Origin of the sequence: Actinoplanes lobatus, from assembly GCF_014205215.1 — a bacterium.
GTDB classification, from domain to species: Bacteria; Actinomycetota; Actinomycetes; order Mycobacteriales; family Micromonosporaceae; genus Actinoplanes; species Actinoplanes lobatus.
Genome location: NZ_JACHNC010000001.1, coordinates 7,258,099 through 7,279,590, shown reverse-complemented (window position 1 = coordinate 7,279,590; position 21,492 = coordinate 7,258,099). Strand labels below are relative to the sequence as shown.

Annotated in this window: 18 protein-coding genes; 12 read left to right on the top strand and 6 right to left on the bottom strand. The window is 69.7% G+C overall.

The window, feature by feature from the left end; all coding sequences use genetic code 11:
- The first annotated feature begins 1 nt into the window (after window position 1).
- From BJ964_RS33210 to BJ964_RS48450, 8 genes are all read left to right on the top strand, one after another.
- Window positions 2-1,690, top strand: a complete 1,689-nt coding sequence (locus BJ964_RS33210) for a VirB4 family type IV secretion system protein (protein WP_188124345.1) — start codon at window positions 2-4, stop codon at window positions 1,688-1,690.
- Window positions 1,687-4,059, top strand: a complete 2,373-nt coding sequence (locus tag BJ964_RS33205) for a type IV secretory system conjugative DNA transfer family protein (protein WP_188124344.1) — start codon at window positions 1,687-1,689, stop codon at window positions 4,057-4,059. Before BJ964_RS33210 ends, BJ964_RS33205 begins: the two co-directional genes overlap by 4 nt.
- A gap of 171 nt (window positions 4,060-4,230) precedes the next feature.
- Window positions 4,231-5,112, top strand: a complete 882-nt coding sequence (locus tag BJ964_RS33200) for a replication-relaxation family protein (protein ID WP_188124343.1) — start codon at window positions 4,231-4,233, stop codon at window positions 5,110-5,112.
- Between the two features lie 199 nt (window positions 5,113-5,311).
- Window positions 5,312-6,019, top strand: coding sequence for a hypothetical protein (locus tag BJ964_RS33195; protein ID WP_188124342.1), 708 nt, complete (start codon window positions 5,312-5,314; stop codon window positions 6,017-6,019).
- 87 nt (window positions 6,020-6,106) lie between these two features.
- Window positions 6,107-6,841 (top strand): hypothetical protein, encoded by a 735-nt coding sequence (locus tag BJ964_RS33190; RefSeq protein WP_188124341.1) that lies wholly within the window; start codon window positions 6,107-6,109, stop codon window positions 6,839-6,841.
- A gap of 417 nt (window positions 6,842-7,258) precedes the next feature.
- Window positions 7,259-7,441: a hypothetical protein gene (locus BJ964_RS33185; protein ID WP_188124340.1), complete on the top strand. Its 183-nt coding sequence runs from the start codon at window positions 7,259-7,261 to the stop codon at window positions 7,439-7,441.
- 142 nt (window positions 7,442-7,583) lie between these two features.
- Complete coding sequence (locus BJ964_RS33180) at window positions 7,584-8,495, top strand: DNA-processing protein DprA (RefSeq protein ID WP_188124339.1); 912 nt, start codon at window positions 7,584-7,586, stop codon at window positions 8,493-8,495.
- A 75-nt stretch (window positions 8,496-8,570) separates the two neighbouring features.
- Window positions 8,571-9,539: an NlpC/P60 family protein gene (locus BJ964_RS48450; protein ID WP_229807391.1), complete on the top strand. Its 969-nt coding sequence runs from the start codon at window positions 8,571-8,573 to the stop codon at window positions 9,537-9,539.
- 258 nt (window positions 9,540-9,797) lie between these two features.
- Here BJ964_RS48450 and BJ964_RS33170 read toward each other — a convergent pair whose 3' ends face one another.
- Window positions 9,798-10,766, bottom strand: a complete 969-nt coding sequence (locus BJ964_RS33170) for an RNA-guided endonuclease InsQ/TnpB family protein (protein ID WP_223149655.1) — start codon at window positions 10,764-10,766, stop codon at window positions 9,798-9,800.
- On the bottom strand, window positions 10,739-10,948 hold the full coding sequence (locus BJ964_RS47490; protein ID WP_189638303.1) for a hypothetical protein: 210 nt from the start codon (window positions 10,946-10,948) through the stop codon (window positions 10,739-10,741). Before BJ964_RS47490 ends, BJ964_RS33170 begins: the two co-directional genes overlap by 28 nt.
- 714 nt (window positions 10,949-11,662) lie before the next feature.
- On the opposite strand from BJ964_RS47490, the gene glsA reads away from it, so the two are divergent.
- Complete coding sequence (glsA, locus tag BJ964_RS33165; protein WP_188124338.1) at window positions 11,663-12,928, top strand: glutaminase A; 1,266 nt, start codon at window positions 11,663-11,665, stop codon at window positions 12,926-12,928.
- 2 nt (window positions 12,929-12,930) lie between these two features.
- Here the strand turns inward: glsA and BJ964_RS33160 are convergent, their stop codons facing one another.
- Genes BJ964_RS33160 through BJ964_RS33150 form a run of 3 tightly spaced genes read right to left on the bottom strand, consistent with a single transcriptional unit; the run spans window position 12,931 to window position 17,685 of the window.
- Complete coding sequence (locus tag BJ964_RS33160; protein ID WP_188124337.1) at window positions 12,931-14,487, bottom strand: SLC13 family permease; 1,557 nt, start codon at window positions 14,485-14,487, stop codon at window positions 12,931-12,933.
- 1 nt (window position 14,488) lies between these two features.
- Window positions 14,489-16,171 carry an AbgT family transporter gene (locus BJ964_RS33155; protein WP_229807468.1) on the bottom strand — a complete coding sequence of 561 codons (1,683 nt, stop codon included), beginning with the start codon at window positions 16,169-16,171 and terminating at the stop codon, window positions 14,489-14,491.
- Window positions 16,168-17,685: a leucyl aminopeptidase gene (locus tag BJ964_RS33150; protein ID WP_188124336.1), complete on the bottom strand. Its 1,518-nt coding sequence runs from the start codon at window positions 17,683-17,685 to the stop codon at window positions 16,168-16,170. Before BJ964_RS33150 ends, BJ964_RS33155 begins: the two co-directional genes overlap by 4 nt.
- 227 nt (window positions 17,686-17,912) lie before the next feature.
- Between BJ964_RS33150 and BJ964_RS33145 the strand changes: the two genes are divergently transcribed.
- Both BJ964_RS33145 and BJ964_RS33140 read left to right on the top strand, forming a co-directional pair.
- Window positions 17,913-18,443 carry a hypothetical protein gene (locus BJ964_RS33145; protein WP_188124335.1) on the top strand — a complete coding sequence of 177 codons (531 nt, stop codon included), beginning with the start codon at window positions 17,913-17,915 and terminating at the stop codon, window positions 18,441-18,443.
- Between the two features lie 54 nt (window positions 18,444-18,497).
- Window positions 18,498-19,154: an alpha/beta-hydrolase N-terminal domain-containing protein gene (locus BJ964_RS33140; protein WP_188124334.1), complete on the top strand. Its 657-nt coding sequence runs from the start codon at window positions 18,498-18,500 to the stop codon at window positions 19,152-19,154.
- Between the two features lie 468 nt (window positions 19,155-19,622).
- On the opposite strand, the gene BJ964_RS33135 is transcribed toward BJ964_RS33140, so the two are convergent.
- Window positions 19,623-20,552 (bottom strand): universal stress protein, encoded by a 930-nt coding sequence (locus tag BJ964_RS33135; protein WP_188124333.1) that lies wholly within the window; start codon window positions 20,550-20,552, stop codon window positions 19,623-19,625.
- A gap of 437 nt (window positions 20,553-20,989) precedes the next feature.
- Between BJ964_RS33135 and BJ964_RS33130 the strand changes: the two genes are divergently transcribed.
- Window positions 20,990-21,475, top strand: coding sequence for a DUF1269 domain-containing protein (locus tag BJ964_RS33130; RefSeq protein WP_188124332.1), 486 nt, complete (start codon window positions 20,990-20,992; stop codon window positions 21,473-21,475).
- Window positions 21,476-21,492 lie beyond the last annotated feature (17 nt).

Genomic DNA, 21,492 nt, shown 5'->3' with positions numbered 1-21,492 from the left:
CATGCGCAAACACGCCCCGCCACACCCGGCGGCTTTACAGATCAACCCAGATTTTGTACGGGTCGGCGCTGGTTTCGCGGCCACGTTCGCGGTGTGCGGCTACCCGGCCGAGGTCGGTGCGGGCTGGCTGACCCCGCTGGTGTCGTATCCGGGCCGGGTGACCGTGGCAGTGCACACGCGGCCGGTGCCGGCGCAGGTGGCGGCGCCGATGCTGACCCGCCGTCGCGCTCGTCTGGAATCCACCCGCCGGGCCGATGCCGGCCGTGGCCGCTGGTCGGATCCGCGGGTGGAGGCGGCCGCCACCGACGTCGCCGACCTCGCCGAGAAGGTCGCCCGCGGCGCGTCGAAATTGCACGAGGTGGCCGTCTACGTCACCGTCCACGCCCGCACCCTCGACGAACTACAGGAGTGCACCGCCGGGGTACGGGCGGCTGCCGCGTCGATGTTGCTGGATCTGCAGCCGGCCACCTTCCGTCACCATCTCGGCTACACCAGCACCCTGCCGTTGGGTTCCGACGGACTCGGAATGCGGCGCATCTTCGACACCGAAGCCCTCGCCGCCGCGTTCCCGCTCGCCTCCACCGATCTGGCCGCTCCCCCACCCGGCCGTCTGGAGCCGGCCGATGCCGTCCTCTATGGCGTCAATCCGACCTCCCGGGGCGTGGTGATGTGGAACCGGTGGGCGCAGGACAACCACAACAGTGTGGTGTTGGCCCGCTCCGGGTCCGGCAAGTCCTACTTCGTCAAACTCGAGGTGCTGCGCAGCCTCTACGACCAGGTGCAGGTCGCCGTCATCGACCCCGAAGACGAGTACACCGCCCTCGCCCAGCATGTCGGCGGCACCACCATCGCCCTCGGCGCGCCCGGCGTGTATCTGAACCCGCTCGACCTGCCCCGTCACGGCGGCCCCACCCGGCTGCGCGATCATCAGCTGGCGTTGCATTCGATCGTCACCGTCATGCTCGGCGGCCTGACCGCGCCCGAGCGGGCCGCCCTGGACCGGGCGATCACCGGCACCTACAGCCGCGCCGGGATCACCCACGACCCGGCGACGTGGAACAAGCCCGCACCCCTGCTGAAAGATCTGGCCGCGGACCCCGCCGTCGGGCCCCTCGCCGGTCGGCTGGCGCCGTGGGTGTCCGGGGCGTTCAAGGACCTGTTCGACGGCCCCACCACGCATCATCCGGCCGGGCATCTGGTGGTGTGGTCGCTGCGGCATCTGCCGGATGAGCTGCGCACGGTCGGCACGATGCTGGCGTTGCAGCACATCTGGGACGGCATCGACCACACCACGGATGGCCTCAGGCGGTTGGTCGTCGTCGACGAGGCATGGTTGCTCCTGCGCGACCGCGAGGGTGGCCGGTTCCTGCTGCGCATGTCGAAAGCCGCCCGGAAACGGCGGGCCGGGCTGACCGTGGTCACCCAGGACGCCGCGGACCTGCTCGGCTCCGAGTTGGGCCTGGCCGTCGTCGGTAACGCCGCCACCCAGATCCTGATGCGCCAGTCCACCCAGGCCATCGACACCGTCACCACCGCATTCGGGCTGACCAGCGGCGAAGCCCGGCTGCTGCTCGCCGCCGACCGCGGCGAAGGACTGCTGATCAGCGGCCGCAACCGGATCCCCCTACGGTCGATCGCCTCACCGGGTGAGCACCGGCTCGCCACCACCGGGTTGGGAGGTGACGCATGACCATGATCGTGCTGGTCGCAGCTGGCCTGGGCGGTGCGCTTCTCGCGTACACGATCGGGGGTTTGATCCTGGGTCGTTGGCGGCATCGCCGCCTGACCGTCGGGGCAGCGTGGGTGAGTATCGCCGCGCCGCCGGAGGTCACGGCCGCGTCGGCGGCGGCGTTGTGGACGACGATGACCGGTGTGCTCACCCCGCCCCGGCGGGCCTGGTTGTACGGGCTGCCGCATGTGGCGTGGGAGTACCTGTGGCACGGGCGCACGCTCACGATTCGCATGTGGGTGCCGGGCATCGTTCCGGTCTCTACGGTGGTTGCCGCGGTCCGGGCCGCCTGGCCGGCCTGTACCACCACCGTCGACGACACCCCCGGCCCGCCGATCCCCGCCGACGCCGTGGTGCAGGCGGGTGGGGCGCTGTGGCCGCAGCAGACCGACGTGCTGCCGCTGCGCACCGACCACGACGAAGACCCACTGCGGGCGCTGCTCGCCACCGGTGCCGGGATCCGGCACGGCGAGCACGCGTGTGTGCAGATCCTGGCCCGCCCGGCTACCGCCCGGCGGCTGCGGAAGGCCCGCCGGATCGCCTCGGCCACCGCTACGCCGGCCGATGTGGATCTGCCCGGGGCTGTCGCGCGGCTGGCTGTCGAGCCGGTGTTGTGGCTGCTGGAGGCGTTCCTGCCCGGGCCCGTGCGGCGTAGCACACCGACGGCGGTGGGGCGGCCGGTGGTGCGGGATCCGATCGGGGACGCGCACCGGCGGGCGATGGTCGACAAGGCGGTTCGGGTGCCGCATTTCGAGATAGGCATCCGGTATGCGGCCGCCACCAGTCGCGACACCGACACCGCTCGCCAGCGGATGGCGGCGCTGGCGCATGGTTTCGCTGCCGCTGCCGCCGCCTACACGCGCCCCAACCGGCTCCGACGCATCGCGGTCAAAACGCCGGCGGCGGTGCTCGCCGGCCGGGTCCTGCACCGCGGGTTCCTCGCCACCGTCGAGGAGGTCGCCGTCCTGGCCGCGCTCCCCCAGGATCTGGCCGTGCCCGGTCTCGATCGGGCCCGCGCCCGGGCGATGCCCGCTGCTGCGGCGATCCCGTCCGGCGGGCGTGGGGTGAAGGTGATCGGCCGCGCCCAGATCGGCGGTCAGGCCGTCGGCCTCAACGTGGTCGACTCCCGGCAGCACGTCCATCTGATCGGCAAGACCGGTGTCGGCAAGTCAACCCTGCTCCTCAACATGATCATGTCTGATGTGCATGCCGGCCGTGGTGTCGTGGTCATCGACCCGCGTGGTGACCTGGTCCTCGACGTCCTCGACCGGCTCCCGCTGGCGGCCGCCGACCGGCTCGCGCTGATCGACCCCGACCAGCCGACCCCCGCCTGTTTCAACCCCCTGGACGCCGACGGCGACCCCCATCTGGCGGTCGACAACCTGGTCGGCGTCTTCGCGAAGATCTTTCAGCGGCATTGGGGGCCGCGGATCGACGACACCCTGCGCGTGTCGTGCCTGACCCTGATGCGGCAGCCGAACCCGACGCTGGCGCTGGTGCCGCCGCTGCTCAACGACCGCACCTTCCGCGGCCGGTTCACCCACCACCTCACCGACCCGGAAGGCCTCGGCGGCTTCTGGAACTGGTACGACTCGATGAACGAAGGCCTACGCGCCCAGGTCATCGGCCCCGTCCTCGCCCGACTGCGCGCGTTCCTGCTCCGTGACTTCGTCCGCGACGTGATCGGCAGCGCCCACACCACGCTGCGGATGGCGGACATCCTCGACGGCGGCATCCTGCTCTGCCGCCTCCCGAAGGGCCTGCTCGGTGAGGAGACCGCCCGGATCCTCGGCTCCCTGGTGGTCGCCCGCACCTGGCAGGCCGCGATCGCCCGCGCCGGCCAACCCGAACAGTCTCGCCGCGACGCCACCGTCTACATCGACGAGGCGCAAAACTTTCTGAATCTGCCGGGATCGGTCGACGACATGCTCGCCGAAGCCCGCGGTTTCCGTCTCGGTCTGGTCCTGGCCCACCAGAACCTCGCCCAACTCCCCCGCGAAACCGCCGACGCCATCTCCGCCAACGCCCGCTCCAAGATCTACTTCAACGTGGATCCGCACGACGCCCACGAACTCGCCCGCCATACCCGACCCGAACTCGACGAACACGACCTCGCCCACCTCGACGTCTACACCGCCACCGCCCGGCTGCTGGTGGCGAACCGGGAGATGCCCGCCTTCACCTTCACCACCAACCCACCCGCGCCACCGCTCGGCCACACCGCCGCCATCCGCGCCCGGCACGCCCAGCTGCATGCCCGGTCGGGCGCGGACAGCGACATGCAGCAGATCGCCCGCCGGGCCATGCAGCGGCGTTCCCGCCGTACCTGAGGGGTGGCGTTCGGGTGTACGTCGGGCCCGGCGTTCGGGTGTACGCCGGGCCGGTTGCGACATGTACACCCGAACGCCACCTCTCTACCGCCCTGGCCTGGGCTTTCTCTCACCACCACTGTCCGGACTCCCCTGTATTGGGGAGTCCTTTTCCTTTGAGGGGTACAGCCTTTGACGCCGAACGTCTCGCAACTGCTCGCCTTCTACACCCACCTGACACCGCGTGACCGGGCCATCCTCACCCTGCTCGACGAACACCGCGTGCTGACCGCCGACCAGATCATGCGGCTGCACTTCACCTCCTACCGCACCGCCCAGCGCCGGCTGCTGCAGCTGTCACAGCTACGGCTGCTCGACCGGTTCCGCTACGCCCGCCCCACCGGCGGCGCCGACCCGTGGCTGTGGGTCCTCGGCCTCTACGGCGCCCGCTACATGGCCGGCACCCTCGGCCGGCCCATGCCCACCGAATCCAGCCACCGCGACCAACTCCTGCGCCTGTCCGCCTACGCCAACCTGGCCCACCAGAAAGAGACCAATGAATTCGGGGTACGGCTGGCGCGCACCGCCCACCACGACCCGTCGGTGGCGCTGGTGCGCTGGTGGTCGGAACGGACCGCCACCGCCCGCTTCCTGCGGATCCGCCCCGACGCCCACGGTCTCTGGACCGCTGACGGCCGTACCGTCGGCTGGTTTCTGGAATGCGACATGGGCACCGAGTCCCTGCCCAAATTGATCGCCAAACTCGACGCCTACCAGGACCTGACCAACACCATCGGCGTCGAGTATCCCGTCCTGTTCTGGCTGCCCAGCCACGTCCGCGAATCCAACCTGCAGAACCTGCTGCGGGCCCGCCCACCGGCGATCCCGGTAGCGACCGCCACCCACGACGCCGACCCCGCCGGCCCGGTCTGGCTCCCCACCGGCCGTTGGGAGCGCCTCCCCCTGTCAGGGCTGCCCAGCAGCCACGGGCACAACACGCCCGGCAACCCGAACTGGCCCGCCGGCGAATCCGACCTCACCCACCAGGGCGCTGCCGGCCACCACCGGACCTGACAGCACCTGACAGGCCGCTGATCAGGGCGTCTGCTGTCAGGTCCCGGCGTTACGGTGCGGGCTCCATCACTGCTCCACCCCGCACCGGCCGTCGCCGCCTTCCACGCTTCGCCCACCCTTTGCGGTCGGCGAACCGTCCACCCGGCGACCCATCCCGGTGCACCTCTTCCTGCCCGCATCCTGTGAAAGGAGCACCATCATGTCCGACTCCGGCGTCCGTACCGTCATCGTCTGCATGCCCGCGGACGAACCGTTGGACTGGTACACCGCCTCCGAGGCGCTCGACTGGCACAACCTGCCGGCGGGCACCCCGAGCCCGATGTTCCCGGTCCGCCGCCGGTGGCTCACCGGCTGGTTCTCCCGCTGGTCGGCACGGCACCTGCTCGAGGTGATCCGCCGACACGGCGCTGTCCGGTACGCCGCCGGAGGCCGAAAGCACCGCCTCGATTTGAAGGCCGCCGTCACCGCCGCCAACCTGGCCGCGATCCGCCGCTGGCGCATCTGGGCCCAGGTCGTCCGCGGACTCCCCACGGCCCGCCCGTGGGAGCACTTCCTCGCCGTCCACCAGGCCGACCCGGCCAAGGTGACCGCCGAGCAGGCGCGCCAACGGTTCGAAGCTCAACCGCAGGTCCAGGCGATGATCGCGTTCAGCGGTCACCCCCGGGCCCAGGTCGACCTCGACCCGTACGAACTCGGCGCCTACCAGGCCGGGCAGGCAACGTATGCCGCTCTGCACTGGCAGGCCGCCGTCACCGGCGACATGGTGATCACCGCCGACGGTGACCTCCTTGAGCCCAGCTCACCGGCCGTCGCCGACCGGCTGCGGTTCATGGCTGAGGCCAACCGGTATCTGATCGGCCTCGGCCGCGGACACCAGATGCTGGCGGTCACCATCACCGAACCCTGATCCCTACAACTACTTCTTTCCCTTTCACGAACAGCCGGCCACCGCTCCTCGCGGTCGCCGGCTGTTCGCCGTTTCAAGGAGGTAACCGTGTCCTACGATCCCGTGCTCACCGCCATCGCGGCGTTCACCAACGACGCCCTGCCCGAACACGTGTGGCGCCACGACACCAACATGTCCGGCCCGATCGGCGATCTCGCCGTCCTGCTCGCCCGCGCCGCCGTCCAGGTCACCGAGACCGCCGAACTGCTGGCCCGGGTCCTCGACCGCACCGCTGACGGCTGCCGCCGTCACGCCGGCACCATCACCGCCGCCGCCACCGTCGAACCCACCCTCCTGGACCGCGACCTCATCCACGTCATCCAGCAGCAGGAACGGTTCACCGCCCACCGCGACTTCATGCTCGCCCTCTACCAGGCCTGGCGCCTGCACCGGCCGGGCAGCGCCGACCCGCGCCACCGGCGGATCCTGACCGTCCCCTACGACCCCACCCACGGCATGGCCGCCCTCACCACCGACGACGACCGCCACTGGCGCGTCACCCCCGACCCGGTCGCCGCCACCGCCTACGGCATCCCCGCCGCCGCCGCAATGCTCATCGGCGACATCCACACCACCAACCACGGCTGGCAGCCCACCGCCTACACCCGCACCGACGACCCCGCCGCCAATCCGCACCTGACCTTCCGGCTACCGGTCACCGCAACCGAGGACGCCGCCGTCCGCTCCCTGTTGCGCTGGTGGCACCTGCTCTCCACCGACCCCGACCGAGCCCGAACCCCCGACCAACTCACCGCCGAGGAGCAGACCAGCCTCAGCGCCTGACCCGAGAAGGAGACACATCCTGTGGAACCCTCCACCGCCACCCTGAACGGCCATCACACCGCCGTCCATCTGTCCGATCTGGTCGATCAGCCGCTCACCGGCCCAGCGGACGCAACCTCGGTTGTACCGGACCGTGTGGCTGCGACCTCCGACGCCGTCCCGCCGTCCGCGGCCGGGCCGAGTGATGACACGGCAACCTCGCCGGGCGCGACATCGGCCGAATCGGAGAACCATGGCACGACAGCCGGGCCGAACGGCGCGGCGACGAAGTCGTGCGACGGCTGCCGGGTGCCGATGCCGGCAGTCTGCGACGGCTGCGGCCAGACGACACCCGCCTACTGCGGCACTTGCCGACACCGCGGAACCGGCATACCCCGACTCCGGCGCAGCGACCTCGACACGCTGATCGCAACGGTGATGCGCGAGCAGCCACTACCCGACTTCGGCGGCATCACCGGCTGGACCAAAGCTCGCATCGCCGTCCACACCCCCGGCCGCAGCACCACCACGATCGCCAAAGCCCTGCGCCGCCTCGCCGACACGGGTCGAGCCGAACTGATCGGCGACGACCCCGAACGGTACCGGCCCTTCCCGGCCTGACCACATCCCGGCGGTGACGAGCCGCTGACCTTCGAACTCCACTCACATCGGCCGCGCCCGGCCACCCCGCGCACACCGCGCACCCCCGGGCACGGCCGACAGCCGTGCCCGGGAACCCTCCCCTATATAAGGAGAAGCACCCGTGGCATCCCTGCCCGACGACGAGCGGCTCGCCCGCGCGGCGCTCACCTACATCGCCCAACCCGGTGACCCCACCACCCACACCATGATCGGCACCCTCGGCCCGGTTGAAGCACTCGACCGGCTGCTGACCTCGACGCGAAGGCGCACCACCGGCCAACCGTGGCAGCACAGCAGCCCAGTCCGCCTCGCCCGAACCCGCCTGCACGCCGAGCTCGTCCGGCTGATCGTCCCCGGCGACTTCGACTGGCCGGACCGCCTGGACCAACTCGCCCACCTCGACACGAACGCCACCGCCACCGTCGGCAGCCCTCTCGCCCCGCCGATCGCCCTGTGGGCCGACGGCGCCCTGCCGCTGTCCACGGCCCTCGGCCAGGCGGTCACCATCACCGGAGCCCGCGCCTGCACCGCCTACGGCCAGCACGTCGCCGCCGACATCACCACCGGCTGCGCACAGCAGGGCTGGACCATCGTCGCCGGCGGCTCCTACGGCATCGAAGCCGCCGCCCACCGCGCCGCCCTCGCCAACGACACCCCTACGGTGGCGGTGATCGCCGGCGGCTTGCACCGGCCCCACCCGGCCGGTAACAGTGCCTTGTTCGATCAGATCCGCCGCACCGGCCTGCTCGTCAGTGAGACTCCGCCCGACGTTGACGCCACCCGCCCTCTCTTCATCTCCCGGCAGCGGCTGCTCGCCGCCCTCACCGACGGCACCGTCCTGGTCGAGGCCGCCATCCGCAGCAGCAGCCTAATCACCGCCAAGGCCGCACTCGTACTCGAGAAGCCGACCATGGCCGTCCCCGGCGCCGTCACCTCAGCCCTCTCCGCCGGCTGCCACCACCTGCTGCGCGACCCCCGCGTGCGTCTGGTCACCGACGCCGCCGACGTCTTCACCGTTCTCGGCCAGCGCTGACTCTGCCACCTGCCGGCCGCCTATCCGGCGGCCGGCAGGTCCCTTTGCGTTTCCAGCCTCGACCGGAGGTTCACCATGCACAAACTCATCGTCGGTGCCGTCGTGGCATGCCTCGCGATTCCGCTGCTCGCCGTCACCGCCCTACTCGGCTCCGGCGGCACACCCTGTGCCGTCGCGTCCAGCGGTACCGCCGAGGTCGACGGATGGGACGGCGATCAGATCGCCAACGCGCACACCATCGTCACCGTCGGCATGAACCGCGGCGTGCCGCAGCGCGGCTGGGTGATCGCGGTGGCCACCGCCATCCAGGAATCCGGCCTCCGGAATCTCTCGGGCGGTGACCGCGACTCCGTCGGCCTGTTCCAGCAGCGCCCCAGCCAAGGCTGGGGCAGCCCCACTCAGTTGCAGGATCCGGTGTACGCCACGGGAAAGTTCTACGACAAGCTGATCACCGTCAACGGCTGGCAGCAGATGCCCCTGACCGCAGCAGCCCAAGCCGTACAGCTCTCCGCCTACCCGAACGCCTACGCCCGCCACGAACCCGCCGCCACCACCCTGATCGACCAGGTCACCGCAGGATCCGAAACGGTCGGCGATGCCCCGTGCGGAACCGTCTGTGCCACCGGCTGCACCAATACGACGGCAGTATTCGCGCGAGCCCGATCCTGGCTGACCGCCTGGTCCGGCGGCCCCGTTCCCTACCTGTCCAGCGGCGATCCCACCGACTGGTTCCACGGCTACCGCCGCGACTGCTCCGGCTACGTCTCCATGACCCTCGGCCTACCCGGCCCCGGCCTCAACACCGCCGGCCTCGCCGCCCGCTCCACCACCCTCACCAAATCACAGCTGCAACCCGGCGACCTACTGATCAACACCGCCCCCAACCTGCGCGGCCACGTCGTCCTCTTCGAACGCTGGACCGACCCATCAATGACCCGCTACCACGGTTACGAGCAGTCCGGCGACGGCGGAACCCACTACCGAACCATCCCCTACCCCTATTACGGCACCTACCCGATGACCCCGTACCGCCTGACCAGATAGGCGGATCCCAGGGTGGGTTCGGCAGTCGCGGTTCATGATCGACGACGTTTCGGCTAGTGGCCGACGAGAGAGTCAACTACCCGCCCATGAATGACTCCGTTGGGCAACTCGCAAACCGGACGCCGATTCCAGGCCCACCAAGGCTCTGGCCTCGGTCGAGCATCGACGTTCATGCGCCCCGTCGCGACGGTTTGGTCATTTACTAACGGAGTCATGAATGGGCGGGCTTGTGGATCTCTTCCCCCGCTGGCTGCGAGGTCAGGCCACGTGTGGGCGGCTGACTGCGCCCCAGCTCTCGGCACCGCGCCGGGCGATGTTGAGGGCCGCGTTGTGGTCGGCGTGGGCAACGACCCCGCACGACCGACAGGTGAAGGTTTCCTGGTTCGGACGGTTGCGTTTGTCGCGGTGACCGCACCGATGACAGGTTTGCGAGGTGTACCGGGGGTCGACTTCGACGAGCGGTACACCGGCTCGGCGGGCCTTGTACGCCAGAAACGCGCCGAGCTGCCCGAATGACCATGAGGAGAGGGTGACCCGTTGGGGCTTTCTCAGCCGGACCCGGTCACGGATCCCCGTCAACTGTTCGACGGCGATACCGCGGCCGGTGCGTGCAGCCTCGGTCACGATGGTCTTGGCGATCACATGATTGATGTCCGCGGCGTGCCGCGCCTCCTTACGACGGCGGCGGTGCAGCAGCCGTTTCGCGGACTGGCTGTTCTTCGCCTGCAACCGCTGACGCAGCCGGGCCTGCCGGCGGCGATAGCCGTTGAGTTCGGCCCCGGCGTGCCGGGTGCCGTCGGAGTCGTAGGCGATGTTGACGATGCCCATATCAACACCGAGGAACCCGGCCGGCTCGATCAGCTGCGGCTCGGGCACCTCCACGCTGGCGTACAGGAACCACATGCCGTCACGGTGCAGCAGATCGCATTCACCGACCGGTAGGGTCGCGACCGCCTTGAGCTGGGCCGGCGAGCCGGTGAACGCGACATCCTTGAGCCGCCCGGTTGTGGTCCAGATCGACACGGTCCGGGCGTCGTGCTGCCAGGACAGCATCCGCGCATCGTACGGCTGTGCCGCATCCCAGCGAAACACGACCGGGCCGGCCTCGACTCTGCGGCGGCGCCTGCTGCCGGGTCTGCCGTAACGGCCGGCTGTCAGGTTGGCCTGCAACGTCGTGTACGCGTCGCAGACCTTCTTGATCACATGCTGCGCGGCCTGCGCACCCAACCCGCAATCCGCTTGATCGCCTGGTAGGAGTGTTTCCGCAGGTCATAGTTGCGGTAACAGCCGACGGTACGGGCGGTGGCGGCAACCTTCGAGGCGGCGGTGTTGCAGGCCCGCAAAGTGGCCTCCAGCGCCGACGCCTGTACAGGCGTCGGCAGGAGCTTCACCTGCACCACCAGCTTCACGTCGATCAGTTTAGATACGACTATGTCACCCGAACAGACACTTTATCCCCGACGTTCGGGCACACAACGTCAGACCATCCACAACCGCATCAAGCCCGCCGCGAGCACCCGCGATCACCGTCGCACCTCACCGACCATGCGGCGGCCAACCCCTCAGCATCGTCCGCGCGCACAGCGAAACCAGAACCGTCCAGGTGGGTGACGGCATTCCTCCCGGCCGTGACCGGCCGGGGTTCCCGCCTTATGGACTGCTGAATAGAGCTCCTGAGCCGGCGGGCAGGTTCGTCATCGGTGGTCAGCGGTCGGCGACTGATGATCATTCGGTCGGCTGGCTGCGATTTCGGGTTCGGCTTGTGGCAGTTGTCCGGCCCCGGCGCCGCCGTTCGAGGATTACCTGCCGGGCCTCAGCGGCGGCCGCGGCCAGAATCCCCTCGGCCTGTTGCCGCGGGAGGGAACCGGGCGGGCCCTTCCGGGCGGCCGCCACGGCGGCCGCGGCGCGCACCTCGGCCAGGCCATACGACGACCCGCCGACGCCCGCGACGGGTTCGGCTCCGTCACCGCGCGCACGGGTCCACCTTTAACTGTCTCCCCGCTGCGATGCTCGCAACGTGGTGCCGTGGCCGGGTGGAAAGCATCGACTGCCGAGGGTTCCGCGTCGATCTTCCGGACTTCGGCCGTCCTCCGGCTCTAGGGTTTCGGTATGAGGGCATCCCGGTGAGCGGCCTCGACGTCATCACCGAAGCACTGACCCGGGTGCGGGAGGAGTGCGCCGCCGCGGGCACCGGCCGGGTCGCCGACTACATACCGCAGCTGGGTCACGCCGACCCGTCCTGGTTCGCACTGGCGCTGGCCAGCATGGACGGCCACGGCTATCAGGCCGGCGATGCCGAGGTGCCGTTCACCATCCAGTCGGTGTCGAAGCCCTTCGTCCATGCGCTGGTCCTGGCCGAGCTGGGCGCGGACGAGTTGTCCCGCTGGGTCGCGGCCGAGCCCAGCGGCGAGGCGTTCAACGCGATCAGCCTGCAGCCCGGCACCGGCCGGCCGGCCAACCCGATGATCAACGCGGGGGCGATCGTCACGACCGGCCTGGTACCGGCGACTGGCGCGGCGGGGCGGTTCGAGCGGATCCGTGCGCTGCTCTCCGCCTTCGCCGGGCGCCCGCTCGACCTCGACGAGCAGGTCTACGAGTCGGAGCGCGCCACCGGTGACCGCAACCGCGCGCTCGCCTATCTCATGCGGGCGGCCGGCACGCTGCCCGGCGCGGTGGACACCGTCCTGGACACGTACTTTCGGCAGTGCTCGGTGCTGGTGACCACCGTCGACCTCGCGGTGATGGCCGGGACCCTGGCCAACGGCGGCCGGCAGCCGGTGACCGGGGAGCAGGTGGTGCCCGAGCCGGTCGCGGTGCAGGTGCTCGCGGTGATGGCGACCTGCGGGATGTACGACGTGGCCGGCGACTGGCTGCTGCGGGTCGGGTTGCCCGCCAAGAGCGGCGTCTCGGGCGGAGTGATCGCGGTGAGCCCGGCCAGGTTCGGCGTGGCGGCGTTCAGCCCGCCGCTGGATGCCGCCGGCAGCTCGGTGCGGGGTGTAGCCGCGCTGCGGACCCTCTCGCAGCGGTTCGGCCTGCACCTGATGCACGCGGCGGCGACGGCCGCTCCTACCGTCACGCATGCTGGGCGGAGCGGGCGGATCGGGCGGATCGCCGCGCAGGGCGCGCTGGACTTCCCGGCCGCCGAGCGCATCCTCTTCGCACTGGACGAGGTAGTGCCGCCGGACGGTGCGCTGGTGTGTGATCTGACCCAGGTCACCCAGATCGAGGCGATCGCCGAGGCGCTGCTGTCGAAGGCGTTCGCTCGGCTGGCGGCGCTGGGCCGGCCGGTGGCGGTGGCGGCCCAGGCGGGCTTCCCCGCCGCCGGCCCGTGGCGGTTCCACGCCACGGTGGACGCCGCGCTCGCCTGGGCGCAGGCCGAGCTGCGGTGAGTTCAGAAACGCCAGATCATGGGTACGAGCAGCACCGCGACCATCCCGAACCAGCCCAAGACGGGTAGGCCCGGCCGCCAGTAGTCCCCGAAGCGGTAGCCACCCGGGTCCTTGACCATCAGGTTGGCCGCGGTGGCGATCGGGGTCAGGAACGACGCGGCCGACGCGATGCCGACGCACATCAGCACCGGCTGCACCGAGACGCCGACGTCGGCCGCGGCCTTCACCGCGATCGGGATGACGATCAGCGCGGTGGCCGTGTTGCTGATCATCTGGCCCAGCGTGGCGGTGAGCAGGAACAGCCCGAGCAGCAGCAGGTGCCCGTTGGCGCCGAAGGCGCCGACCACGATGTCGGCGACCCGGTTCGCGGCCCCGGATTCCTGCATCGCCGCCGACAGCGGGAACATGCCGGCCACGATCACGATGGTGGTGAACGAGATCCCGCCGTATGCCTGCTGCATGGTGAGTACCCGGCAGACCACCATCGCCATGGCCGCCGCGAGCGCGGCGATCGCGGGTGGCACCAGACCCGTCGCCAGCAGCACGATCATCCCCACCACGATGACGATCGCGGCGGTCGAGCCGGGGCCCAGCGGGACGGCCTGGCGCCGCAGCTCGGCCGGGGCGTCCACCACGAGCACATCGCCGGTGGAGCGGGCGTGCCGGTCCAGCGCGTCCCAGGATCCCTGCACCAGCAGGGTGTCCCCGGCGACCAGGGTGACCGGCGCCGGACCGAGGTGCTGGCCCATCCGGTGTGCGGCGAGGACCACCAGTTCGCCGCTGTCGGTCGTCATGCCCGGCCACACCGTGTCGCCGATCAGGGCCGAGCGTGGGGTCAGCACCACCTCGGCGGCGCCGACCTCCCGGCTCAGCACCCGGGCGCCCAGCTCGTAGTGCGCGTCCAGGGTACGTGCGTAGCCGCTGAGGTCGGGTGGCAATGACCGCGGCGTTCGCCGGGGCAGCAACCGGTGCCGCAGCCCGGCCATCAGGGCCACCGTGCCGGCCAGCAACGGGACACCGACCAGGGAGTATTCGAAGAATCCGAATGGCCGGCCGCCGGCCTGGTCGGCGGCCTGCGAGATCAGCAGGTTGATCGGGGTGGCGGTGAGCACCAGCAGGGAGCCGGCGTGCCCGGCGAAGGCCAGCGGCATGGCCAGGCCGGAGGGCGAGAAACCGAGCCGTACGGCCAGCAGCACCACCATCGGCAGCAGCGCGGCGGTCGCGCCGTTGACGCTGATCAGGGCGGAGAGCAGCGCGCCGAGCAGCATCGTGGCGACGAGCAGGCGGCGCGGCTCGGTGCCGGCGACCCGGATCAGCCGCTGACCGACCCAGGCGGTGACGCCCGAGGCGCCGAGCGCCTCGCTGACCACGAACAGTCCCGCGATGAAGCCGACCACCGGGTCGCCGAAGCCGGCGAAGACCGCGGCGACGGGCAGCACACCGGTGAGGTAGAGGGCCAGCGCGGAGCCCAGCGCGACGACCTCGACCGGTAGCCGGTTCCAGAGGAACAGGCCGATGACCGCGGCGAGGATCAGCAGACAGACGGTGGCGTCGGACACGTCACGGCAGCTCGACCGGGGCGCCCGGACCCAGCGGGATGCCGAGGAGATACCACGCGACGAAGAACAGGATCCAGGCCAACGAGATGATCAATGTGTACGGGATCATCAGCGACACGACGGTGCCCACGCCGGCGGCCTTCTTGTAGCGCTGGGCGAGCAGCACGATGAACGGCAGGTAGACCATCAGCGGGGTGACCACGTTCATCGGCGAGTCGCCGACCCGGTAGGCGGCCAGCACCGTCTGCGGCGCCACGCCCAGCCGCAGGAAGAGCGGCACGAACACCGGCGCGAAGATGGCCCACTTGGGGATCACGCCGGGGATGATGATGTCCAGGATGAGGGTGACGACGATGAATCCGACCAGCAGCCACAGTGGGCCGATGTTGGCACTCTCCAACCCGTCGGCCATCTTCACCGCGGCGATGGTCGCCATGTTGGTGTAGTTGAAGTACGCGATGAACTGGGCGATCACCAGCAGCATGAAGATCAGCCCGCCGAGGCCGGCGAACGTCTTGGTGATCGCCTCCATGGCCGCGGCGCTGCCCTTGAGGCTGCCGGCGCCCGCGCCGTAGCAGACCCCGCAGACCAGGAAGATCAGCATGATGATGAAGATGAGGCCGTCCATCAGCGGCGAGTCCTCGACCAGGCTGCCGGTCTCCGGGTTGCGCAGGATTCCCGACGGCGGCACGGTCAGCAGCAGCAGGATGCCGAGGACCGCCAGGAAGCCGCCCAGCGCGAAGCGCAGGCCGCGCGACTCGGCCGCCTGGTCGATCTCGGGTTCGGCGGTGTCGTCCGGGGTGGGCAGCTGCGTCGCGTCGTGCGGGCCGCCGTTGCCGATGGGCTCGTAGCGGCCCAGTCGTGGCTCGATGAACTTTTCGGTGATGAACGTGATCAGGAATGCCAGGAAGATGGTGGAGGCGATGCCGAAGTAGAGGTTGGCGGTCAGCCCGATGGTCCGCGTCGGGTCGACCAGGTGTGCGGACTCGTTGGTGACCTCCGTGACGATGCCGTCGATCGGAGTGATGATCACGTTGACGCCGAAGGTCGCGCCGACGGCGGCGAAGGCGGCCGCGAGCCCGGCCAGCGGATGTCGGCCGACGCTGAGGAACGCGACCGCGCCCAGTGGAATCAGCACCAGGTAGCCGGCGTCGGAGGCGACCGAGGACAGGATGCCGAGCAGCACGATGATGAAGGTCAGCGACCACTTCGGGGACACCGCGACGAGCTTGCGGATCAGCGCGCCGATCAGCCCGGCCTGCTCGGCAAGCCCGACGCCGACCATCGCGACCAGGATGACGCCGACGACGCCGAAGTTGGTGAAGTTGGTGACCGCCGAGGTGAAGATGAACCGGATGCCGTCCGCGGTCAGCAGACTCTCGATCTTCGTGGTCTCGGTGTGGGTCTCGACGTCGGTGTCGTAGAGCTGCTCCGGTGCGACGTCGAGGGACGGCTCGTAGGTGCCGCCCGGATAGCTCTCCTCGGCCGCCACCGGCGGCGGCTCGGTCACCTCGTAGGTCACCTGGACCTGCATCGCGGCGAAGATCGCCGATAAAACGATGATCAACCCGATCAGGATCAGGAAGATCATGACGGGGTGCGGGACCTTGTTGCCGATCTTCTCGACGCCGTCCAGCATCTTCTGGCTGAACGTGCGCTTCGCCGGCACCGCTTCGGCGGTCACCGGGCGGTCGTGAAGTCGCAGGCCAACTGGATCAGCAGCCGGGCGCCGAAGCCTGAGCAGCCGGCGGTCTGCCAGCCGGCGGCCTTCTCGTTCTGGGCGGTACCGGCGATGTCGATGTGCGCCCACGGCTTGCCGCGCACGAACTCTTCGAGAAACAGCGCGGCGTGGATGGCTCCCCCGTTGGGCCCACCCATGTTCTTGATGTCGGCGATCTCGGAGTTGAGCTCCTTGCGGTAGCGGTGGGCCAACGGCAGCTGCCAGACCGGCTCGTCGACCGCCTCGGCCGCCCGGCTCACCTGGTCGATCAGCTGCTGATCGTTGCCGAACACCCCGGCGATCTGCACCCCCAACGCGCGCATACAGGCACCGGTGAGGGTTGCGATGTCCACAATGGCGTCGCACGGCTCCTCGGTGGCCAGCACCAGTGCGTCGGCCATCACCAGGCGGCCCTCGGCGTCGGTGTTGATCACCTCGACGGTGGTGCCGCCGCGGATGTGCAGCACGTCGCCGAGCTTGGTCGCCGTTCCGGATGGCATGTTGTCCGTGCACATCAGATAGCCGGTCACCGCCGTGGGGCAGTCGAGCCGCCGCAGCGCCGTCATCGCGGCCAGGATCGCGCCTGCACCGGACATGTCGTTCTTCATGGTGGCGTGTACCGCGTCGGCGGGCTTGAGGCTGATGCCGCCCGAGTCGTACATGATTCCCTTGCCGACGAAGGTCAGCTTCTGCGCATCGCCGGCCTGCGGCCGGTAGGTCAGCCTGATCATCCGGGGTGGGTCGGCGCTGCCGGCGTTGACCCCGAGCAGACCACCGCAGCCCATCGCCAGCAACTCGTCCTTGTCGTAGACCCGCACCTCCAGCCCGGCCTCGTGCGCCAGCGCCTGTGCGCACTCGGCCATCCGCGTCGCGGTCAGCAGGCTCGGCGGGGCATTGGCCAGATCCCGGGCCAGCGCTGCCGCGGCGGCGAACACCTGGCCGCGCCGCACGCCACGCTCGACGGCGGGCACCGTCTCCGCCGGGGCGAGCAAGGTCAGCACCCCGAGAAGCTTCGCTGTGTTGTCCCGCTTGAGCCCGCCGAAATGGTAGCGGGCCAGCAGCGCGCCCTCGACCAGCGACTGCGCCGCGTCCTCGGGGGTGGTCGCGGCCGACTGGGGCAGCATGATCGCCAGACGGACCTGCTTCTCAGCGGCCCGGGCGAGCGCGGCGGCCGCGTTCCGCAGTCCGGCTCCGTCCACCTCGCCGGGTTGCCCGACGCCGTAGAGAACCATCGGCGGCCCGTCCGCCGGGGAGATCATCAGGGCCTGCCCGACCTCGCCGTCGAACCCGGCCGCCGCCAGCCCCGACCGCGAGGCCTTCAGTCCCACAGGAAGCTCACCCGAGGTACCGACCGGCAGGCCGACCACGTCGGCAACCCCGGCGATCGAGGCCAACTCGCCCGGCGTCGCTGTCACCTGCACAGTCGGAGCCTGCTGCACGGACGGAATCGGGTCGAACTTCTCCAGCAGACTGGTCATAGCCGTGCGCCTCCGGACCGGATGCTTGGGGGCGAGTTGCCCAGAAGAGACTTATGACAGGATTCTGCATCCGTCACCGGGTCCGACACCGGTTAATCACAAAACGATCATGGGTGCCCATGGCCGTACGGACGGAGATCACCCGCCGCTGCCGCCGACATCAGAATGACCGGTTCGATCTACTTGAACCGGCTAATGCAGAACTGATTAGTACTAGGTTGGATGTCATGAAGGCGCTTCTTAGCACCCTGACCGACGCCGAACTCGGGCTGGTGCGCGAGTGCGAGCGGGACAACATCGGCGCCGCCGACGAGGACACGCTGATAGAACTGCACGGACGTGTACGGCAGGCCCGCGACAAGTACGTGGGTATGTACCGCCGACAGGCCAGCGCCCGGGTTGCCGAGTCCGGGGGACGGGGCAAGGCGCGCCCGAAGAACACGCTCAACGCACAGAAGGCGGAGGTCTTTGAGGACGCGCTGGCCCGGGTCAGCCGCCAATTGGCGACCGCCGCCCGGCACAGCGCCCTGGAGCTGCGAGCCGACCGCCTTGCCGCCGTACGGGAGGATCGCAACACGGCGCCACTGGCTCCGCGCGGATCAACAGCATCCCGGCGCAGCGCCCCCGCGCAGAAGCGTGCGGCCACCCGCGCCCCGGCCGGCCGGGCCACGCCCGGGGCCGGGCAGGCCGCCCGCAAACGGCAAGCGGCGAGCGCCGCCGCGGGCGCTCGGCAACAGGCCAGCCGCGACAATCGATAGGTCGACACATCCCACCGTCACGTTCCCCGGGTTGGCAGGCAAACCAGGAGCGACATGACGACGAGGCAGGGCCGCACCCACTGCTACCAGTTCTCCGGGCTGGTCGCGGCCGCCGTCATGTTCTGCCTGTCGCTGACGCCGTCGTTGCTCCCCCGCGGCTACCTTTACCAAGGGCTGATCAGCGGGCTGCTCACCGCAGTCGGCTACGGGCTCGGAGTCCTCACCGCCTGGCTGGGCCGGCAGATCATCGGCCGTCCGCTACCGGAGGCCGGGCCACGGGCGTGGCGCATTCTCCTGGCCGCCGCCACCGTCGCCGGAGCCATCTCGGTCTACGCCGGCGCCCGCTGGCAGACACAGATCCACCAACTGATCGACCTGGACCCTCCACCCCGGGTGGGGTATCTACTTGTGCCGCCGATCGCCGTGGTGACCGCCGCCGCCTGGGTGGGCCTCGCCCGGCTGCTGCGCCAGGCCGCCCGGTGGATCGCCGCCCTGCTCGGCCGGTGGATTCCGGCGGCACTCGTTGTGCACGCTTTCGCCTCCCACGATGTCCATCATGGGCTCGGCCGCTGGTCAGAGCGTCGGACTGCCGGCAGCCACGTTACGGAAGAGACCTACCCGAGGGGTGGCCGAGTCCCTATCAGCGGTCCGCCGACGCCACCCGGCCCGGCGACAACACCCCCCGGATCATGCGTACGACAGGGGCAGTAAGTCATACCGGACCGAGCGACCGAGCAGTCCCCGGCTGGGGACGATCAAAAAGGTAACGGGGTACTCCACGCTGCCGCCCTCCCGCCCTTTCGCCAGTCGATACATCCTTGCGCGCCTCGTCGACGACTCCAGCCCCGGCGATCTTCTCGGCGGTAAACCGTCGGAGGCATAGTGGGCGCCCACAACGGTGAACAGCACAAATACATGGGACGCCGTCGGCTTGGTTGTCCTTCATGTCGCCTTCGCGGACTACCACCTTCGGAGGACCACAAGGCAGCATGCGCAGGTCAGCCGTGCCAGAGCCAGCGCAGCAGAGCGAGACCGCGTGACGGCCGGCTGCTGACCATGGCATCGAGCTGCCGGTCAACGTGCTGGCGAACTCTGCCAAGCTTGGCACGACAACACCACCGGCTCCACCACGGGAACCTGATCAACCGACATCAACCGCCAAGAGCCGACAACCGGCTCCTACGTTGGCCAGAGGCGCTCAGCGAAGGCCGGCGGGGTTTCAGCGTCAGGAAGGTCGACGATGGCGACCGGCCGGTCGGCGTCGTTCAAGATCTCCCGGCTCACCGAGCCGAGCAGGACCCGGCGGACGAGGCCCTTGCCGTGCGTGCCGACGACGATCAGCTGCGCATCACCGGCGTGCTTCAGGATCGCTTCGGCCGCGCGGCCCTCCACCACGACGGGACTCACGCTCACCGACGCGGTGTCCATGCCCTGCACCTCGTCGAGCGTCCGGGTGATGGCTTCGGCGGCTTCCGCCTTGACGCCCGCCCGCATCCGCGCCAAGAGCTCCGGGTCGGCCATGGGAAACGGGCGGGGTAGCAGAGCGTCGACGGCGGCGACGGCTCTTACCGACGTCTTGCGCACAGCCGCCTCGGCGATGGCGTAGCGGAGCGCGTTCGTGCCGAATTCCGACCCGTCGACGCCCACGATGATCGGGCCCGTCGACGGATGCTCGCCCTCTCCGACGACGATCAGCGGGCACCTCGCCTCGATCGTCAGCCGGTTGCTCACCGAACCCAGCAGGGCGCTCGCGGTGCTGCCCAGGCCGCGCCGGCCGACCACGACGGAGTCCGCGCCCTCGGAAGCCGCCGCCAGCGCGTCGGCGGGATGGCCCATGGTCGAGGTCTGAATGCAGGCGAGGTCTGGGGCAAGCTCGCGTACGTGCGCCGCCGCAGCGTCGAGCACGTGCTCGGAGAACTCGATGAGCGCTACCGTGGACTGGCTCGCCGGCAGGCCGTGGAAGCCGAAGAAGTTGACGGTGGGAATGAGCGTGTAGGAGTTGACCAGCTCGAGCTGCTCGCCGCCGAGGCGTGCTCGGGCCACCGCCCAGTCGAGTGCGTAACCGCTCTGCTCTGAGCCGTCGATGCCAACGACGATCCGCCCGGTCATGTGATGAACTCCCCGCGAGAGAATCAACGGATCCGAACCCGGCCCGCGCCAAGCGGGTGCAACGGCCCGGCACGGTGGACGTGGTGGGCCACCCCCAGCAGCATGCCACGGATGGCTCGCCCACTCCGGTCAGTTGGTCACAGCCGGTGACCTTCCTGTGCGGGCGTCCCGGAGCCGGCCCGTTTCAACGCGACCGCATCGTCGCCGGTTTCGGCCACATTCACCAGATTTACCTCGCCGGACCCGGCAGGATGGAGGCGTTGGCGGATCTTCGAAGTCAGGTCCATCGAGACGGCGACCGAGTCGGATCAGGCTGACCGCTGCCCTCGACGGTCTCGACGGTCTCGACGGTCTCGACGGTCTCGACGGTCTCGACGGCAGGGTTCCCCGGCACTGCGCGACTAGGACGAGCGTGCCGATGCCGATTTGGAGGATAAATGTCTGAACTGATCATCATCGGGTACGAGGACCCGCAGACCGCTCGACAGGCCTATGAGCAGGTGCAGCGTCTGCAGGACGATTTCGTCGTCGAGTTGCGCGGATTGGCCATCGTCGACGTCGATGCCGATGGTAAGACTCACGTCGACACACCTCAGCGGGTCGTCGGAACGTCCGCCTCTGGTGGTGCGCTCTTCGGCCTACTGCTCGGCCTGCTGTTCTTCGTCCCGGGCATGGCGCTGCTGGGCGGCGCGATGGGCGCGCTCATCGGCAAGTTCAACCAGTCGGGAATCGATGCCGCGTTCCGCAAGCGCGTCGAGCATCTGGTCGAACCCGGCCACTCCGCCATCGTGATCATGGCTTCGAAGATCACCGAGGACAAGTTCGCCAAGGCTCTGCAACCCTTCGGCGGCACCATCCTCAAGACCTCGCTGTCCGAGAGCGATGAGAAGGAACTCGCCGAGGACCTTGCCGAACAGAGCTGATTTGCTGGCGTTGCGCG

Excerpts from the sequence above, each read along its gene's own strand:
- BJ964_RS33140 (WP_188124334.1), top strand. The coding sequence starts at position 18,498 with ATGACGACGAGGCAGGGCCGCACCCACTGCTACCAGTTCTCCGGGCTG.
- BJ964_RS33145 (WP_188124335.1), top strand. The coding sequence starts at position 17,913 with ATGAAGGCGCTTCTTAGCACCCTGACCGACGCCGAACTCGGGCTGGTG.
- BJ964_RS33195 (WP_188124342.1), top strand. The coding sequence starts at position 5,312 with ATGTCCGACTCCGGCGTCCGTACCGTCATCGTCTGCATGCCCGCGGAC.
- BJ964_RS48450 (WP_229807391.1), top strand. The coding sequence starts at position 8,571 with ATGCACAAACTCATCGTCGGTGCCGTCGTGGCATGCCTCGCGATTCCG.
- BJ964_RS33205 (WP_188124344.1), top strand. The coding sequence starts at position 1,687 with ATGACCATGATCGTGCTGGTCGCAGCTGGCCTGGGCGGTGCGCTTCTC.
- BJ964_RS33210 (WP_188124345.1), top strand. The coding sequence starts at position 2 with ATGCGCAAACACGCCCCGCCACACCCGGCGGCTTTACAGATCAACCCA.
- BJ964_RS33130 (WP_188124332.1), top strand. The coding sequence starts at position 20,990 with ATGTCTGAACTGATCATCATCGGGTACGAGGACCCGCAGACCGCTCGA.
- BJ964_RS33150 (WP_188124336.1), bottom strand. The coding sequence starts at position 17,685 with ATGACCAGTCTGCTGGAGAAGTTCGACCCGATTCCGTCCGTGCAGCAG.
- BJ964_RS33185 (WP_188124340.1), top strand. The coding sequence starts at position 7,259 with ATGCGCGAGCAGCCACTACCCGACTTCGGCGGCATCACCGGCTGGACC.
- BJ964_RS33135 (WP_188124333.1), bottom strand. The coding sequence starts at position 20,552 with ATGACCGGGCGGATCGTCGTTGGCATCGACGGCTCAGAGCAGAGCGGT.